This is a genomic window from Paenibacillus sp. PL2-23 (assembly GCF_040834005.1).
Classification (GTDB): Bacteria; Bacillota; Bacilli; order Paenibacillales; family Paenibacillaceae; genus Pristimantibacillus.
Window position 1 is genome coordinate 2,482,694 of sequence record NZ_CP162129.1, and the last position, 16,364, is coordinate 2,499,057.

The 16,364-nt window shown below is 53.0% G+C and carries 17 protein-coding genes and 1 other RNA gene; 12 read left to right on the plus strand and 6 right to left on the minus strand.

Annotation, left to right across the window (positions count from 1 at the left end; genetic code table 11):
* The first annotated feature begins 20 nt into the window (after positions 1-20).
* A complete protein-coding gene (locus AB1S56_RS10430; protein WP_340867945.1) occupies positions 21-1,634 on the plus strand; it encodes a DEAD/DEAH box helicase in 1,614 nt (537 codons plus the stop codon).
* 102 nt (positions 1,635-1,736) lie between these two features.
* On the opposite strand, the gene AB1S56_RS10435 is transcribed toward AB1S56_RS10430, so the two are convergent.
* Positions 1,737-1,838: a YjcZ family sporulation protein gene (locus AB1S56_RS10435; RefSeq protein ID WP_340867943.1), complete on the minus strand. Its 102-nt coding sequence runs from the start codon at positions 1,836-1,838 to the stop codon at positions 1,737-1,739.
* A gap of 167 nt (positions 1,839-2,005) precedes the next feature.
* Between AB1S56_RS10435 and AB1S56_RS10440 the strand changes: the two genes are divergently transcribed.
* The 3 genes from AB1S56_RS10440 (at position 2,006) to AB1S56_RS10450 (ending at position 3,543) form a co-directional block, all read left to right on the plus strand.
* Positions 2,006-2,812, plus strand: a complete 807-nt coding sequence (locus AB1S56_RS10440) for a DUF624 domain-containing protein (protein ID WP_340867941.1) — start codon at positions 2,006-2,008, stop codon at positions 2,810-2,812.
* A gap of 47 nt (positions 2,813-2,859) precedes the next feature.
* Positions 2,860-3,042, plus strand: a non-coding RNA gene (ssrS, locus tag AB1S56_RS10445) — 6S RNA.
* A 111-nt stretch (positions 3,043-3,153) separates the two neighbouring features.
* Positions 3,154-3,543, plus strand: coding sequence for a DUF1499 domain-containing protein (locus tag AB1S56_RS10450; RefSeq protein ID WP_340867939.1), 390 nt, complete (start codon positions 3,154-3,156; stop codon positions 3,541-3,543).
* 60 nt (positions 3,544-3,603) lie between these two features.
* On the opposite strand, the gene tpx is transcribed toward AB1S56_RS10450, so the two are convergent.
* Positions 3,604-4,122, minus strand: coding sequence for a thiol peroxidase (tpx, locus tag AB1S56_RS10455; RefSeq protein WP_340867938.1), 519 nt, complete (start codon positions 4,120-4,122; stop codon positions 3,604-3,606).
* A gap of 133 nt (positions 4,123-4,255) precedes the next feature.
* On the opposite strand from tpx, the gene AB1S56_RS10460 reads away from it, so the two are divergent.
* The gene (locus AB1S56_RS10460) at positions 4,256-5,155 is read left to right on the plus strand and encodes a LysR family transcriptional regulator (RefSeq protein WP_340867936.1); all 900 of its coding nucleotides are present in this window, start codon (positions 4,256-4,258) and stop codon (positions 5,153-5,155) included.
* Positions 5,156-5,242: 87 nt separating this feature from the next.
* Here AB1S56_RS10460 and AB1S56_RS10465 read toward each other — a convergent pair whose 3' ends face one another.
* Positions 5,243-5,911 (minus strand): zinc metallopeptidase, encoded by a 669-nt coding sequence (locus AB1S56_RS10465; RefSeq protein ID WP_340867935.1) that lies wholly within the window; start codon positions 5,909-5,911, stop codon positions 5,243-5,245.
* A 36-nt stretch (positions 5,912-5,947) separates the two neighbouring features.
* Positions 5,948-6,388: a MerR family transcriptional regulator gene (locus tag AB1S56_RS10470; RefSeq protein WP_340867934.1), complete on the minus strand. Its 441-nt coding sequence runs from the start codon at positions 6,386-6,388 to the stop codon at positions 5,948-5,950.
* Between the two features lie 358 nt (positions 6,389-6,746).
* Between AB1S56_RS10470 and AB1S56_RS10475 the strand changes: the two genes are divergently transcribed.
* Genes AB1S56_RS10475 through AB1S56_RS10485 form a run of 3 tightly spaced genes read left to right on the plus strand, consistent with a single transcriptional unit; the run spans position 6,747 to position 9,977 of the window.
* The gene (locus tag AB1S56_RS10475; RefSeq protein WP_340867933.1) at positions 6,747-8,108 is read left to right on the plus strand and encodes an ammonium transporter; all 1,362 of its coding nucleotides are present in this window, start codon (positions 6,747-6,749) and stop codon (positions 8,106-8,108) included.
* A 43-nt stretch (positions 8,109-8,151) separates the two neighbouring features.
* Positions 8,152-9,222: a DUF294 nucleotidyltransferase-like domain-containing protein gene (locus AB1S56_RS10480; protein WP_340867932.1), complete on the plus strand. Its 1,071-nt coding sequence runs from the start codon at positions 8,152-8,154 to the stop codon at positions 9,220-9,222.
* Between the two features lie 20 nt (positions 9,223-9,242).
* A complete protein-coding gene (locus AB1S56_RS10485; protein ID WP_340867931.1) occupies positions 9,243-9,977 on the plus strand; it encodes a 3'-5' exonuclease in 735 nt (244 codons plus the stop codon).
* Here AB1S56_RS10485 and AB1S56_RS10490 read toward each other — a convergent pair.
* Complete coding sequence (locus AB1S56_RS10490) at positions 9,963-10,388, minus strand: M67 family metallopeptidase (RefSeq protein ID WP_340867930.1); 426 nt, start codon at positions 10,386-10,388, stop codon at positions 9,963-9,965. The two genes, AB1S56_RS10485 and AB1S56_RS10490, sit on opposite strands and share 15 nt — an antisense overlap.
* A 197-nt stretch (positions 10,389-10,585) precedes the next feature.
* Here AB1S56_RS10490 and AB1S56_RS10495 point away from each other — a divergent pair, with 197 nt between their 5' ends.
* The gene (locus AB1S56_RS10495) at positions 10,586-11,122 is read left to right on the plus strand and encodes a TlpA disulfide reductase family protein (protein ID WP_340867928.1); all 537 of its coding nucleotides are present in this window, start codon (positions 10,586-10,588) and stop codon (positions 11,120-11,122) included.
* A gap of 52 nt (positions 11,123-11,174) precedes the next feature.
* Here the strand turns inward: AB1S56_RS10495 and cimA are convergent, their stop codons facing one another.
* The gene (cimA, locus tag AB1S56_RS10500; RefSeq protein WP_340867927.1) at positions 11,175-12,788 is read right to left on the minus strand and encodes a citramalate synthase; all 1,614 of its coding nucleotides are present in this window, start codon (positions 12,786-12,788) and stop codon (positions 11,175-11,177) included.
* 198 nt (positions 12,789-12,986) lie between these two features.
* Between cimA and AB1S56_RS10505 the strand changes: the two genes are divergently transcribed.
* The 3 genes from AB1S56_RS10505 (at position 12,987) to AB1S56_RS10515 (ending at position 16,103) form a co-directional block, all read left to right on the plus strand.
* Positions 12,987-14,273: a DNA polymerase IV gene (locus AB1S56_RS10505; RefSeq protein WP_340867926.1), complete on the plus strand. Its 1,287-nt coding sequence runs from the start codon at positions 12,987-12,989 to the stop codon at positions 14,271-14,273.
* Between the two features lie 65 nt (positions 14,274-14,338).
* A complete protein-coding gene (locus AB1S56_RS10510; protein WP_340867924.1) occupies positions 14,339-14,581 on the plus strand; it encodes a ferredoxin in 243 nt (80 codons plus the stop codon).
* Positions 14,582-14,642: 61 nt separating this feature from the next.
* A complete protein-coding gene (locus AB1S56_RS10515; RefSeq protein ID WP_340867923.1) occupies positions 14,643-16,103 on the plus strand; it encodes a L,D-transpeptidase in 1,461 nt (486 codons plus the stop codon).
* Positions 16,104-16,364: the final 261 nt, after the last annotated feature.

Genomic DNA, 16,364 nt, shown 5'->3' on the forward strand with positions numbered 1-16,364 from the left:
AGAAGGAGTATGAGAAAAGTTTGAAAACATTTGCTGAATTTGGCTTGGAACCAAAAGTGTTGCAAGCAATTACCGAACTTGGATTCGAGGAATCCACCCCGATCCAAGACAAGTCTATCCCAGTGGCAATGACTGGCCGCGATCTGATCGGCCAAGCACAGACAGGCACGGGCAAAACAGCGGCATTCGGAATTCCGCTCATTAACAAAATTCCGGTCAGCGAGGAACGTATTGTTGCGCTTGTGATGACGCCAACCCGTGAGCTCGCTATTCAGGTGGCGGATGAAATCGGGAAGCTTACTCGATACAAAGGTCTTCGCTCCCTGCCGATTTACGGCGGTCAGGAAATCGGCCGTCAGATTCGCGCTCTGAAGAAGAAGCCTCAAATTATTATTGGAACGCCAGGCAGGCTGCTCGACCACATCAACCGCAAGACGATCCGTCTCGAGGACGTACAGACCGTCGTGCTGGACGAAGCGGACGAAATGCTGGACATGGGCTTTATGGAGGACATTCAGTCCATCCTGAAGCTGGTTCCAGAGGAGCGCCAAACGATGCTGTTCTCGGCCACAATGCCGATCAACATCCAGAAGCTGGCGCAGCAGTTCCTGAAGGATCCGGAGCATGTTTCGGTTATTCCGAAGCAAGTGACGGCGCCGTCGATCGAGCAATCATACATTGAAGTGCATGAGCGTCAGAAGTTCGAAGCGCTAAGCCGATTGCTGGATATGGAGTCCCCAGAGCTCGCTATTATATTCGGACGCACGAAGCGCCGCGTAGACGAGCTGAGCGAAGCGCTGCAGAAGCGCGGCTACTCCGCTGACGGCCTTCATGGGGACTTGTCGCAGAATCAGCGTGACAATGTAATGCGCAAATTCCGCGACGGCAGCATCGACGTGCTCGTGGCGACTGACGTTGCGGCTCGCGGCCTCGACGTATCCGGCGTGACGCACGTTATCAACTTCGATCTTCCGCAGGACCCGGAGAGCTATGTACACCGTATCGGCCGTACAGGCCGCGCGGGCAAGGAAGGTACGGCGTGGAGTTTCGTTACGCCGCGCGAGATCGATCACCTGCACTTTATTGAGCGTATTACGCGTCAGCGCATGAACCGCAAGCCGCTGCCAAGCATCGCGGAAGCGATCGAAGGCAAGCAGCGCGTAACGGCTGAGCGCCTGCTCGAAATCGTGCAGAACGAGGAGTTCAGCGAATACAAAGCGATCGCCATTCAGTTGCTGGAGCAATACGACTCCGTGCATCTCCTGGCTGCCGCAATGAAGCTGATTACTGGCGAGAAGAAAAACATCGACATCGAATTGACGCCTGAAGAGCCGCTTCGCGCCAAAAAGCGCAGACCGGATATTCGTTCCAACGGTCGTCCATTCAACCGCAGCGGCGGCTCGTCCTACGGCGGGAACCGCAGTGGAGGAAGCAGCGGCGGTGGCGGTTATCGCGGTCGCGACGACAGACGCGGCAGCTACAGCGGCGGCGGCTCGCGCGGCGGCTACGAGGGTCGCAGCGGCGGCAGCAGCTATGAGAACCGTGGCGGCGGCGGATACAAGCGCAGCGGCGAAGGCCGCAGCGGAGAGACTCGCCGTCCTAAGAGCTCCGGTGAAGACTTCGCGAACAATTAAGGCTCAGCAGCCGTACGCGGCTGCCATCGCATGAAGAACAAAAACGGGGAAGTCCGTGATGCCTAGCGGGCATCCGGACCTCCCCGATTTTCTTTGTGAAGGTTAGTAGGAGCAAATGGTTTTTGCGATGATGACCAGAAGGATAAACAATACGAGGATAGCGCCAACCGAGTTGTAACCGTAACCTGCACCAACGTTGCCCATAATAGCAACCTCCTTTTAATCATCTGAATGGTGATTACATTACATCCTATGCAGAGGGGCGAATGTCGCTTAGACTGGGGCCTATCCTGCAAGAAATGGGCGGTCTATTGACTCGGATCGTGGGACAAGCCCCCTTCAATCAACTATTTCACTGGAGGCGTTAGCGTATGGAACCTAGAGGACTTATGGGAGGATTCTATCGAATCTCCGAATGGATCATGAGGCTTTCGGTTATTAATCTATTGTGGATTATTTGTTCGCTGCCGGTAGTCCTGGTCCTCATTATGGGACTAAGCAGCCTCACCACAGCCAATGTAGACCAATACGGCGCGCTTCAAATGCTTATGTTCCCGCTCATTTTGCTGGCCGTTTTAATGCCGTTTACCTTTTTCCCGGCTACAGCCGCTATGTTCACGGTTGCCCGCAAGTGGGTAACGGGAGAGGCGGACGCCGCGCTGCTCAAAACCTTTTTCCGAGGGTATAAGGAAAACTACAAGCAAAGCATGATCGGCGGACTAATCTACACCCTGCTGTTTGCCGTGCTTGTTGTGAACTTTATTTTTTACAGGGAAGAATTTAATATTGTCTCCTATATATTCCTGGCGTTTCTGGCGCTGGCGGGAGCCTCCTTATTCAACTTCTTTTCGATGCTTGTGCATTACCATATGAAAACGTTTCAATTAATTAAAAACGCTTTACTTATTACCATCGGTAAGCCATTCCGCTCGTTGTCGACGGTCATTATGTGCGGCTTGGTCATTTACATCAGCTTCTTCCAGTTTACATTCCTGATTCCGTTTTTTATGGGTAGCATCTGCGCGTATCTCGCGTTCTGGAACTTCAATATTATTTACATGAAGCTGCAGGAGCAGGCGGAGAAGCTGAAGCAAGCGGAAGAGGAAGCCGCTGAAGAGGCGGCGGAGATGGACCGCGAAGACCTGCTGAAGGATGATTATAAGGAATCCAACAAATAACAAAGCGCTGAAGTTTACTTTTCGCCGTGTTCAGTCTATAATAGCAATACATCCTGCGATGTTCGTCACGGCTCTTCGTTGTTTTGAACCAATGGCTGTTTCACGGGAGACCTATATTGCCATGCGGCTGACACGCCCTCGAAAGGGGATCTCAAAAGCATCGCTGCGGACACCCACCTGCGAGAGCGGGTTCAGAAACATGTGAGTCGGACGGCATAGGCGGGTTTTTCTTTGAACGTGAAGAGCTTGAGCCAGCTTTCGTCTGGCTTTGGCTCTTTTTTCATATATGAAAACATGGTATGATAAGAAGTATGCAGATAGCGATAGAGGGGGAATTGTTTTTGTTGAAGCGGACCTTGATCGGGCTGCTGCGCAGTCATGAACTGACAGGCGACAGAGCCAAGGATCCAGTGCTGAAATCGCACATCTACAAGCTTTCCAAGGAGAAGGCTTGGGATGAGGTGGTATCCACTCTGAAGAAGATGCAAGGCTATAAGGTATTACATGAAGTGCCGTCCGTCGGTGAGATCGTCTTGGAGAAGCGTACGATGACGGGAAGGACGATGGATATTACGGTATCCGTCATTGGCGTGAACCCTGTTACCTCGGCTGTTGATATCTACTCTGCTTCTCGTGGGTCCCTCGGCGATCTTGGCTCCAATTATCGCGTAATTATTGATATTTACCGGACTTTGGACAAGAAGCTCGCAGCTGTCAAGGTCAATAGCTGATACATAACAAAGCGAGTGAAGGCTTGCCTTCACTCGCTTTGTTTGCGGTCTATTGTTCCTCTAGATCAAAGCTTTAGCCGCCTCGATCGCTTGCTCGTAGTTCGGATGCTCCGTCATTTCGGCCAGGTATTCAACATATGTAAGCTTGTTGCTGCCGTCGATAACGAATATGGAGCGCATGTCGAGTGCTAATTCCTTGATCAGAACGCCATAAGCTTCTCCGAAGCTGTTGTTCTTGTAATCGGACAGCATGACCACTTTATCGACGCCTGCAGCACCGCACCAGCGCGCTTGCGCGAATGGCGTATCGACGCTGACTGTCAGAATAACAACGTTGTCACCAAGAGCGGCTGCCGCTTCGTTGAATCGACGGGTTTGCGCGTCGCAGACGCCTGTGTCGATGGATGGAATGACACTGATCAGCTTCACCTTGCCGGCGTAATCCTGAAGGGATACGGTTTCGGTCAAAGATTTGTTCAGTGTGAAGTCTGGAGCTTGGTCTCCTGCTTTCAGCTCTGGACCGATGAGTGTGATTGGATTTCCTTTAAGCGTTGCTGCGCCTGTACGTTCTTGTGCCATAATTAACGGTTCCTCCTCGGGATGAAATAGTAATGGTACGAGAACATTATAATCGTTACAAAAGACCATTGTCCAATAAATGGCGTATGTAGTTGCAGTAAAACAGAATGGGTTACGGGAGAGACCGGTACGTATGGAACTTCGACAGCTTTATTATTTCGTAAAAGTCGCAAGGAAAGAACATGTCACACAAGCTGCGGAGGAGCTTCACGTCGCGCAATCTGCCGTCAGCCGTCAAATTCACCAATTGGAGGAGGAGCTTGGGGTCAAGCTGTTCGTCCAGAAGGGGAGAAATCTTCAACTAACGCCAGTGGGATCGCTGTTCTTGAAGCGGGCGGAGGTCATTCTGGCCGATCTGGAGCGCGCTGTCATTGAGATACATGAATTTCTGGACCCTGAGAAGGGGGAGATTCGACTGGGCTTTCCACACAGCCTGGGTATATCGCTAATCCCGCAAGTGGTGGCGTCCTTCCGGAAGCTGCATCCTGATGTGAAATTCCGGTTCAAGCAAGGTATGTATCCTACACTGATCCGGGATTTAATTAAGGGTGATATTGATCTCGCTTTCATTTCCCCCTTCCCCAAGGAGCATGAGCAGGTGTGCGGAGAGGTGCTGCTGACGGAGGAGCTGTATGCCATACTGCCGCCAGGGCATCCATTGTCGGGGGAGCATGCCATCGAGCTTCATCAGCTGCAGGAGGAGACGTTTGTCCTGTTCAGCGAAGGGTATTCGCTTCGTCCTATTGTATGGGACGCTTGTCTGCAGGCAGGCTTCGAGCCGAAGATCGGCTTCGAGGGAGAGGAGACGGATACAATCAGAGGCCTTGTAGCGGCGGGGATGGGCGTCAGTGTGCTGCCTGAGCTTGCGCTGCATCATACTGGACCGCTGCAGCCGGCTAAGGTTCGTATCATCAACCCTGTTGTGACCCGAACAATTGGACTTATACATCGCAGCAATGAGAAGCTGCCGCTGGTAGCTAAGGTGTTCCATAATTTCCTGCTCCGTTATTTCCATAGCGAGAAGGAGCTGTAGCCATCAGCAGCGGCTGCTGGACGGGAAGAGCCCCCTGGATGATCGTCATTGATCAACCAGGGGGCTCTTGGCTGTTGCTGGGCTATTCTATTCTTCCCGGCTCTGTGTGAACATCAGAATATACCGGATGAGCTCCAGCAGGGAGAGAAGGGCGGCAGCGACATATGTTAAAGCGGCTGCGTTAAGCACCTTGGCCACTCCGCGCTCCTCGTCTTGCGTGACAAAGCCTTGCGACAGCATCAGGGCGCGTGCCCGATTGCTTGCGTTAAATTCGACAGGCAGCGTAATGAGTTGGAAGGCTACCGCTGCGGAGAATAATACGATCCCCAGTCCCAGCAGGCTGAACTGCTGCATCAGGATGCCGGCGATAAGCAGGAATGGCGCGATACCGGAAGCGATATTGACGACTGGGAAGATGCGGTGGCGCGCCACCAGGAACGGGTACTTCACGGAATGCTGTATGGCATGGCCAACCTCGTGGCAAGCAACCGAAACGGCTGAAATCGTACTTTCGTAATAAACCGGCTCAGACAGGCGCACAACGCGATGAATGGGGTCGTAATGATCCGTAAGCGTGCCGGGAATCGGTTCAATAGGGACATCATATAGTCCATTATGGTCCAGCATTCTTCTTGCTGCTTGATAGCCGGTTAGTCCGCTGCTGGTCTCCACCTTCGTCCATTTCTTGAATGTGCCTTTGACGCGAAATTGCGCCCACAGCGATAATGCAAAAGCGGCAATAATCATGATGTACATGGTTTCATTCCTCCAAGGGGTTGTGTCAGGACTTTGTTACATGAGAGTGCTCTTGTTCATTAGAAGCATGAGAGCTTCAATACACGCCGCAGTCTGAGGCGTTAGGCTCGTGTACAAGCGATGGGCTTGACGCGGCTTCAACTGCTTGATAACGGGCTCCAGCTCCTTCACTTCCCGTTCCAGCTGGCTTAAGTGCTGCTGGATCTCTGTCAGCTTCAAGGACAGCTGCTCCTCCGGTGTAATCCTGCTCCAAGCGTCCAAGCTCGCTTTGATCTCATCCAACGTATATTTGTCCTTTTTCATTTCCTCAATACGCTGCAGACGCAGTAAAGTTTCATGAGCGTACAATCTGTAGTTTTTGTCGGTGCGCTTGGCAGGTTCGACTAGACCCAGCGAGGTGTAGTAGTCAATGGTTCTTGCGCTGAGCTTGGCAAGCTTCGCTAACTCGCCGATTCGGTACAATGGGGCAGCCTCCATCTCATCACCGCCTTATTATAATAAGTTCTATCATAATTTTAATAGGTATAAACTATACAGTCAAACGTGTGACAGGACTCTGCCATAAGGACTAGGCCGAATACGTGCTGCTCTTCTACTAAACGTAACACTGAAATAGGAGAGAGGAGGTCTAAATGCGAAAGATCAGGGCCATAATGCAACGATTCTTAGGCAAAAATAGTAAAAAGCTTAACGTTCGTGTCAGATTTGATGCCGAACGTTAGATTTTTTTTGTAAAAAGTGAAAAAGTATATTGTCAAATGAGGATCTTCCCTCTATAATGACATTAAGTCTTTCGTCATGTGTTAGGGAACATAACATTAAAGGAGTGGTCGTATTGATTAAGAAGACTTTTCTCGCGTTAGGATTAATGACAATCCTCTTCCCAGTTGTGGCGTTCGCGTCTGATCCAACTGCAACACTGGACATGGGATTGAATTCACTCTGGGTCATGCTGGCATTCATTCTGGTACTATTAATGCAAGGCGGCTTTATCCTTCTGGAAGCAGGCTCAACTCGAATGAAAAATGCTGGCCACGTTGCCGGCAAAACCATCTTCACTGTAGGTCTCGCAGCACTTATCTATTGGGCATTTGGTTACGGCATCGCATTTGGCGGCGACAGCAGCATCGCGCAATTTATTGGCTGGGGCGATTTCTTCTTCGATCCACAGCTGGCAGCTGAAGAAGGCGACAGCTACCCGAACGGCGTATTCTTCCTGTTCCAGCTCGCTTTTGCAGCTATCTCGCTTTCAATTGCATGGGGCGGATTTGCAGAACGTGCGAAATTGTCCTCCTATATCGTCTTTACACTGTTCTTCGTAGGCTTGATCTACCCGACAGTCGCTCACTGGATTTGGGGCGGCGGCTGGCTGGCTGAAGACGGCGCGCAAGACTTCGCCGGCTCCACAGTCGTTCACTTAACAGGCGCGCTCGCTGCATTCGCGGCAACCGTTCTATTGAAGCCGCGTATCGGCAAATTCAACAAGGACGGCTCGGCTAACGAAATTTTGGGCCATAACCAAGTATTTACTGCACTTTCCGTATTGCTTCTGTGGGTTGGCTGGTTCGGCTTCAACGCAGGCTCGACAGTTGCGATCGGCGACGGCTTCTTCACTTATGTCGCATTCACAACGATGCTTGGCGCTGGCGGCGGCGGCGTGGCGGCACTCCTCATCTCTTGGGCTGTCACTGGCAAAGCGGATATTACGACTATGCTTAACGGTACGCTTGCAGGTCTGGTTGCGATCACGGCTTCCTGCGCATTCGTTGATCCATGGGCGGCAGTTGTTATCGGTTTGGTAGCAGGCGTTCTCGTATTCTACAGCGTGAAGATGTTCGAGAAATTTAAAGTGGATGATCCTATCTACGCTCTGTCCGTTCACGGTATGGCAGGTATTTGGGGTACGCTCGCTAATGGTATCTTCGCTACGCAAGAGCTGGCTGACAAGGTTGGTATCGGTACAGGCGGCTTGATCGACACAGGCAGCTGGAAGCAATTGTGGGTTCAATTCGAATCCGTTGTCGTTGTCGGCATCTTCGTACTTGTGGCATCGTTCCTGGTGCTTGGCGTTATGAAGAAGATCATGGGCTTCCGCGTAACGGAAGAGCAAGAAATTATCGGACTCGACCTGAGCGAGCACGGCGCTTATGGATACCCGGAGCAACTGAAGAAGCCGGGCCAAGGCATCCAAGGTTAATCATGAGATGATTAGCGGACTGACCGAAGGGAGAGGGCAGAGCATGACTGATCCGATGAGATCGCAGCTTGCCAAGGGGATCGGCTCGGCTGATCATATTGACGAACTGCGCTGCTTACGCGATCAATTTCACGAGCAGATGATAGCTCTCTTCCCTACGCGGCCGGTTGAACAATTGAATGAACAATTAAACGAGATGCATGACGCCATCATAGCAAGGGCGATTCAGCTCTCGGAAGCGGAAATGGCACGGTTGGGGAAAGGGTCTCCCCCCGTGCCTTACGCGTATCTATTGTTCGGCAGCGGCGGACGGAAGGAGCAAACTTTGTCCAGCGACCAGGATAGCGGCGTGGTGTATCAGGATCCTGAAAGCGGCAAAGAAGAGGCAACCAAGCAATATTTTTTGGCGTTATGCAAGCTGATTGTAAGCAATCTAGTAGCCCTCGGCTACCCGCCTTGTGAAGGAAATGTCATGAGCGACAATGAAGGCTGGTGCAATTCCATCAGCGATTGGGATGCCATCTTGGGCACGTGGTTCCGGGAGCCGGCTTGGGAGACGGTAAGAACGCTGCTCATTATCGCGGACGGCCGATGTGTGTATGGCGACCATAGCCTGGTGGCGCGCCTCAAGGATCTATTTTATTCCGATACGCTCGACCACCCAGTCATCATTAGACGTATGATCGATAATACGATGCGGCACAAGGTGCTCGTCGGCATATTCGGACAGCTGCTCAGAGAGCGCTATGGCGAGGATGCGGGCAGTCTGGATATTAAATACGGCGCGTATATACCGATGGTGAATTCCGTTCGTATGCTTGCGATTCAGTCCGGCATTCGGGAGACCTCCACATTGGATCGGATTCGAAGACTGGTTGAAGCGGGCAAGCTGTCCAAGGAGGACGGCGAGATCTACGAGCAGTCGTTCCGGTTCATATTGCGGCTGCGGCTTATGACGACCGAGCAGATAGAGAATGGCGTCTACGCCAATAACGGCAAGCTGCACAAGGGCAAGATGACCAAGGAAATGACGGATGAGCTGAAGAGCAGCCTCAAGCAGGGCAAGCGGTTGCAGAGATATGTATATAAGCATACCGTTGGCCGGCTGATGTAAGAGTAAGGCGGTGGACTGTAATGAAAGAGCAAAAAGGCGTTGGGCGAATGTGGAGCTTATACAAGATGGGGGGCGTTACGCCTGCCATCGCGTCGGTATTCGGTTCGCAGAACGCTCAGCAAATGGCCTTTATCCGCAATGCGAATCGCGAGCAGCGCAAGCAATCGATTATGGATACTCCTCTTATGGATATGGAAATGGTCGTTTTCGATTTGGAGACGACTGGCTTCAACCCGAACAACGGCGACGAAATTATTTCTTTCGGCGCTGTTGTCGTTCGGGGAGGCCAGTGTGTGGAGGGAGAGTCCTTCTATAGTCTGGTTAATCCGAAGCGCCCCATTCCGAAGTCGATTGAGGAGCTTACAGGCATATCCAATGATATGGTGCAGGACGCTCCGGACTTGATGACGGTGCTGCATGATTTTATGGCGTTTATCGGCAGACGGCTGCTTGTCGCTCACTCTGCAGGCCATGACAAGCAATTTCTGAATGTAGCTCTTTGGAGAACGTCCAAGGTATATTTGAATCATCGAGTGCTGGATACCATGATGATCGCCAAGTGGCTGGAGCCAGGCAGAGACAGCTATGGCCTGGACGAGATGCTGATCAGCGCAGGCATCCCCATTACGGTTAGACATCATGCGCTGGAGGACTCTATCATGACGGCCGAGCTGCTTGGCAAATATTTGAAGCGAATTAAAGAACGTAACATCACAACGCTGGGCGACTTATACGCTTATCTAAGCAAGCATTAATGGAATCGCTTGGAATTGTCCATCCAGCTGGCGATACGGCTGAACGAGCGGCCGCTCCTCGTCCATTAATGAGATCACCCAATAGCTCATGCCTGTCTGAGGCAGGAACCCCCTCTCGTCGCGCGGCGACGGCAGCGGTGCCGAGGCAGGGTGCGAATGAAAGAAGCCGACAAGCTGTTGTCGGTTTTTTTGCATGGAGAAGAAGACGCTGGTCCATTCCACGGGGTCGAAAGCGAACGCGCGCTGCGGCCGAGGATGCGCATTCGTTATCGGGATGATGATATCGATGGCAGCGGAATGGCTGGAGCAGGCCAGAATGCCGCATGCCTCCTGAGGATATGAGGCTGTGCAGACTGTAATTAAGTTATGGTAAGTCGACTGCAGGATCGAGCAATCCCGGTTTAATGACATATCCATCATACACCTCCATTTCATTAGTATAACAGACTTGAGGTATGAATCCGCCGCTTCATACCGAAAATGAGGATGCGGGGATAAACTTGACGGTTTTATGGCTAATGGCCCCGCTGTCTTGAGCTTGTCCCAAACGCATGATACGATGAGTCTGGTTAACACGATATCCGGAATGGAAAGAGGAATCTGGGATTATGAGAAAAGTAGCGGTGGTGTTCATTATCGCGATATTTTTTGCCGGCCTGGCCGTGTATCAATATAATCAGGACGATTCAGCGTCGACGGAGGCGTCGGCCGATGAGTCGTTTAAGCCGAAGGCTGGCTTTGAGGCGGCCAGCTTCACGCTACCGGATCTTGCCGATGAGGAGCATCTCATTGGCGGGAAGAGCGAAAAGCTGCTGTTCGTCAACTTCTGGGCCTCCTGGTGCGGTCCCTGTGAGCTGGAGGCTCCGGATCTGCAGAAGCTGCATGAGCGCTACGGCGACAAGCTGAGCATGTACGGCGTCAACTCCACCAAGTTCGACAAGGAGCGGGCAGCCAGGCAGTTTGTGGAGGACCAGGGCTTCACCTTCCCGATTCTCATGGATCGGCCAGGCGATGTGACCAAGCTGTACAAGGTGAATACCTTCCCCACGAGCTTCCTGATTGACAGCGAAGGCGTCATCCGGGAACGAATCAATGGGGTTATTACCTATGAGGAGTGGGAACGCCTCATCCAGAAGTGGCTGTGAATAACAAAAGCTGCGAATCGCATGGTGTATAGCGATTCGCAGCTTTTTGTGTTTAGTGATTCACGAGGCCGAGGCGCTCGGGCGTATCGGTTGTGCCGCCCGCAACCTTGTCCATGCCCAGAAGGGCATAGCGGATGCTGCCCAGCAGCGCTTCCCAGCTTGCTTCGATGACGTTGCTGGATACGCCGACCGTGCTCCAGGTGTTGTCGAGTCCCGTTGATTCTACAAGCACACGGACCTTGGCAGCGGTCGCGTCCTTCTCGTCGATGACACGAACCTTGTAATCGGACAGATGGAACTGCTCGATCTTGGGATAGAATTGCACTAGCGCCTTGCGAAGCGCGTTATCCAGCGCGTTGACGGGACCATTGCCCTCTGCCGCGGTATAGACCTGCTGGCCGTCCACGTTGATCTTCACAATCGCCTCGGAGATCATACCGGCGCTTGTTTTCTCTACGTGCATCTTGAACGACTCCACCGTAAACATCTCTTTCATGTCGGTGAACGCTTCGCGAAGCAGAAGCTCCAGGGAAGCGTCGGCGCCCTCGAACTGATAGCCTTGATGCTCCAGGTCCTTGATTTGGTCGATGATCTGCTTGGTCTTGTCGTTGTTAGTGTTGACATCCAGGCCCAGCTCCGCCGCTTTGGAAATAATATTGCTCTGGCCAGCCAGCTCCGACACAAGGATTCGCTGCTTGTTGCCGACCAGCTCCGGCTCAATATGCTCATAGGTCTTGGAATCCTTCATAATAGCGGATACATGAATGCCGCCCTTGTGAGCAAACGCGGCGTTGCCTACATAGGCCTGGCCGACCGGCATATGCACATTGGCGATTTCGCTAATGTAACGAGCCGTATTTGTCAGCGTGCGCAGCCTGTCTGCAGGCAGGCAATCGTAGCCCATCTTCAGCTGCAGGTTCGGAATGATGGAGCACAGGTTGGCATTGCCGCAGCGCTCGCCATATCCGTTGATCGTGCCTTGAACCTGTCTCGCACCGGCTTGTACGGCGGCCAGGGAGTTGGCGACGGCCAGCTCGCAGTCGTTGTGGGTATGAATGCCGATTGCTGCAGACAGCTCAGAGCGGACACGCGAGACGATCTCATGAATTTCGCCAGGCAGCGTGCCGCCGTTCGTATCGCACAGCACCAGCCAGTCTGCGCCGGCGTCCTGCGCCTTGCGAAGCGCGGCTAACGCGTATTCCGGGTTGTTCTTGTAGCCGTCGAAGAAGTGCTCCGCGTCATACATCGCCTCCATGCCGCTCCGCTTCAGGAAGGCGAAGGAGTCATAGATCATGGCCAGATTTTCTTCAAGCGTCGTCTGAAGCGCCGTATGGACGTGGAAATCCCACGCTTTACCGACAAGCGTTGCGGCAGGCACGCCGGATTCCACAATACGAAGCAGGCTTGCGTCATGCTCCGCTGCCGAATTTTTGCGGCGGGTGCTGCCGAACGCGGTAATGCGAGCGTTTAACTGGAGTGACTTGACACGTTGGAAAAATTCAATATCCTTGCTGTTGCTGCCAGGATTGCCGCCTTCAATATAATGAACGCCTAAAGCGTCGAGCTTCTGGGCAATTTTGAGCTTGTCGTCAGCGGATAAGCTGATTCCTTCGCCTTGCGTTCCGTCGCGCAGCGTCGTGTCAAAGATTGAGATGTTTGCGGACATATCGGTTGACGCCTCCTTCACTGATGGCCAATTCAAATCATAATTTACTATTATAACACTTTATTTCTTTAAAGTAGAGGGGGCTGAGCAATTTTTCGGAATAGCTTTCATTGACTTGCCGAGCGGAGAGCGATATGCTGAAGGAAATGGGAACGGGCATACGCATTTTGGGGGAACTGGAGGCGCAGCGAGCGAGCCATGAACGACGTAAAGGATCATTATCCGGCCAAAGGAAGAGTCATCATTCATTTGGATATGAACGCATTTTATTGTTCCGTGCATGAAGCGGAGCAGCCGGAATATTATAAGGATAAGCCCACCGCAGTTTCCGGCAGCATGGAGGAGCGCAAGGGCATCATCGTGACATGCTCGTACGCGGCTCGCAGGCTGGGCGTTAAGACCGGCATGCCGGTCAAGCAAGCGCTGAAGCGCTGTCCGGAGCTGCTGCTGATCAAGCCGGACTTCAACCTTTACCGCCAGTATTCCCAAGGTTTTATGTCCATTGCCCGGCAGTTCACCCCAATGGTCGAGCCCGTATCGATTGATGAATGCTACTTGGATATTACAGGCTCCAAGCTGCTGGGGACGCCGCTGGAGATCGCGGAGACGCTTCAGCATCGGATTCGAACGGAATGGGGGCTGCCGTCCTCCATTGGCCTCGCCCCCAATAAGCTGCTTGCCAAGATGGCTTCCGATATGCACAAGCCAATGGGGCTGACGGTGCTTCGCTTGCGGGACGTGCCCAGGCTGCTCTGGGATAAGCCTTGCGGCACACTGTTCGGCATCGGAGGCAAGACGGCGGAGAAGCTCCAGAAGCTGAACATTCATTCCATCGGCCAGCTGGCGGCCGCGGATGAAGCCATGCTGATCAAGCAGTTCGGCGTGATTGGCGCCTGGATGAAATCCGCGGCGCATGGCATCGATCATGCTCCGGTTAACCCTGACCGCGCGAGGAGCAAGTCAATCGGGCATACCACGACGCTTCCGAATGATGTGACGGAGCAGGAGGACGTATTCCGCATTCTGCTGAATTTGTCTGACCAGACGGGCAGGAGGCTGAGAAGACAGAAGCTGGCGGCGTCCACCGTGCAGGTGACCATTCGCAGGCCGGATATGACGACGATAACGAGATCGCATACGCTGGGCACTGCTACACAATCGACAGAGGACATCAATAGGGAGGCTCGCAAGCTGTTTCTGAAGCATTGGAAGGCTGGCGACCCCATCCGGCTGCTTGGCGTTACGCTGCAGAATCTGGCTCCGGTCGAGGATACGGCGTTCCAGCTCGACCTGTTCAGCTACGAGGAGCAGCCGAAGAAGGACGCTCTGACCAAGACGATGGATCAGCTTCGGGATCGGTTCGGCGAGGACGCCGTGCTTACCGCGGGAATGCTGGGCGATGATCCTTCGACACTGATCCGCAACAAACGAATTCGGGGGACATCCTTGCAAAAAGACGATAGTTTGTTATATATTGATGAGTGAAGAAGTCAGTTATTATAGTCAAGTTGAACGGAATGATTCCGTCTATAATAAGGAGGATATGGACCATGGCTAAGTACACATGGGTTGAGAAGGACACTTGTATCGCTTGCGGGGCATGCGGAGCGACAGCGCCTGACATTTACGATTACGACGACGAAGGATTGGCCGAGGTCATCTTCGAAGGCGACGGCAATAAAGGCAATACCGAAATTCCAGAGGATATGTACGACGATTTGCAGGATGCATGCGACGGCTGCCCGACGGACTCCATCAAGATTGCCGATGAGCCGTTCAACGCTGCCGGCTAGTCATCTCATCATTCATAGCGACTCTCTCAGGCTGAGCATATCGGCAGGGGAGAGTTTTTTTGTGCACAAATTTGGAAAAGGTATGAAGGCTTCGCTGAGGATTGCCGATATATGGTCTATCAAGGCAGACCGAGGGGGGAGAAGAATGGATAATCCGGAGGATATCCTTTATTTGAAGAAATTTGTGACCGAGCATCCCGACAACAAGATGGGGTGGTATTTGCTGGGCAAATATTACCGCGAGGAAGGCAAGGAGGCCAAAGCCAATTACTGCTTTATCCAAGCGGGAGATATATATGATGCATTTGAGCAGGAGGCGCATCCGCTTGCTGAAGCGGGACTGGATGGATTAAAGGAGTGGGAGAAGCAGAAGAACAAGCGCAAGCTGCTCCGTAAGGTGACATTGTTGGCCGCGCCGCTGCTGGTGCTTGCGCTCGCCCTGCCTGTCAGCAGCTTTTTCAATCATAAAATAGGGACTGCTGTGACATCATTGGAGCAGGAACCGGGTTTTGGAGTCGTTCTCGTTCCAGAAGGAGAGGAGCAGCCAATCGGATATGCCTTGGGCAAGGTGGCGGCTGCCGGCGATGCCGGGCCCGGACAAGTGATCGCGGCGCGCCTCGAGGAGCGGGACGGATGGAGCCAATGGAGCGGCCAATCCATCTTGCTGGCGGATATTGCGAGGAGGGGCGGCGGAAGCGAGCTCGCCGCGTCCATGCTGGACCGCGACACCTGCTGGTGCGAGCCGGCAGATGCCGAGGGCGCCCGCCGACAGTGGCGGGAATGGCAGTCGAGACAGGAAATGCACTGGACGCTTGCAAGCGCCATCCATCACTATAAGGCTATAAACGGAAGATGGCCGCAGAAGCTGGACGAGCTGATACAGCCTTATCCCAACAACATCTTGGCTGGCGAGGGAGACGGCATGCGAGAGGCGTTCCCAGCCGTGCTGATGAAGCTCAGAGAGCAGAACGGGACTGGAGCGGAGCGACCAACAGCTGACAAGTCCGGCGCCGGCAAGGAATCTGGCAGGGGGCAGAGCGAACTGGTAGGGTCCAATGGCCTGCTGGACGAAGCGTGGAGCAAGCCGCTTGAGATTGTGGTGGATCCGTCGAAGCATCAATTAGCCGTCGTGCAAGGGAATACGATTATTCGCAGCTATCCCGTAGGTCTTGGCGGAGACCGGACGCCGGAGGGCGAGTTCCGTATTAGCGAGAAGGTCAGGAATCCGAACGGGAGGGACGACGGCGTCTTCGGCAGCCGGGGCATGACGCTGTCGGACACGCTGTATGCGATTCATGGCACGGATGATCCTGGCAGCATCGGGGGAGACGAATCGCTGGGCTGTGTCCGGATGGGCAAATCCGATGTGGAGGAGCTGTACGACATGGTGCCGCTTGGCACGAAGGTAAGCATAAAAAAAGGGAGTCTTCCAACCAGCCCTGCGCCAGCCCCGGAGCGATTCCGGATGAAGCCCAAGGAGGACGAAAGCAATCCCCATAAGGTGTATGAATGGTTGACTTAGAGCCCGCTGCGAGGCTGTTGCTCTAAGAAGTGAAAATTAACAACGCCGCTATGACAACGAAGATGACGCCGACAATGGAGCCGATCCAGACAAGTGCTTTCTTATTGACCTCTTCCTTCGGTTTCACTTTCATTGTAGCAGGCTTTCGTTTTGGTGCGCCCATGGATTCATCAACCTTTCCGTATACATTATCCTTCAGTACAAGTCTATGCCCTTATTGTAATCGTTTTCTCGCAACGTCGCAATACAGCCGTCACATTC

Bases quoted from the DNA above. Each gene is read 5' to 3' on its own strand.
- tpx (WP_340867938.1), bottom strand. From the start codon at position 4,122: ATGGCACAAGAACGTACAGGCGCAGCAACGCTTAAAGGAAATCCAATC.
- AB1S56_RS10490 (WP_340867930.1), bottom strand. From the start codon at position 10,388: ATGTCATTAAACCGGGATTGCTCGATCCTGCAGTCGACTTACCATAAC.
- cimA (WP_340867927.1), bottom strand. From the start codon at position 12,788: ATGTCCGCAAACATCTCAATCTTTGACACGACGCTGCGCGACGGAACG.
- AB1S56_RS10505 (WP_340867926.1), top strand. From the start codon at position 12,987: ATGAACGACGTAAAGGATCATTATCCGGCCAAAGGAAGAGTCATCATT.
- AB1S56_RS10470 (WP_340867934.1), bottom strand. From the start codon at position 6,388: ATGGAGGCTGCCCCATTGTACCGAATCGGCGAGTTAGCGAAGCTTGCC.
- AB1S56_RS10485 (WP_340867931.1), top strand. From the start codon at position 9,243: ATGAAAGAGCAAAAAGGCGTTGGGCGAATGTGGAGCTTATACAAGATG.
- AB1S56_RS10480 (WP_340867932.1), top strand. From the start codon at position 8,152: ATGACTGATCCGATGAGATCGCAGCTTGCCAAGGGGATCGGCTCGGCT.
- AB1S56_RS10465 (WP_340867935.1), bottom strand. From the start codon at position 5,911: ATGTACATCATGATTATTGCCGCTTTTGCATTATCGCTGTGGGCGCAA.
- AB1S56_RS10435 (WP_340867943.1), bottom strand. From the start codon at position 1,838: ATGGGCAACGTTGGTGCAGGTTACGGTTACAACTCGGTTGGCGCTATC.
- AB1S56_RS10440 (WP_340867941.1), top strand. From the start codon at position 2,006: ATGGAACCTAGAGGACTTATGGGAGGATTCTATCGAATCTCCGAATGG.
- AB1S56_RS10495 (WP_340867928.1), top strand. From the start codon at position 10,586: ATGAGAAAAGTAGCGGTGGTGTTCATTATCGCGATATTTTTTGCCGGC.
- AB1S56_RS10510 (WP_340867924.1), top strand. From the start codon at position 14,339: ATGGCTAAGTACACATGGGTTGAGAAGGACACTTGTATCGCTTGCGGG.
- AB1S56_RS10460 (WP_340867936.1), top strand. From the start codon at position 4,256: ATGGAACTTCGACAGCTTTATTATTTCGTAAAAGTCGCAAGGAAAGAA.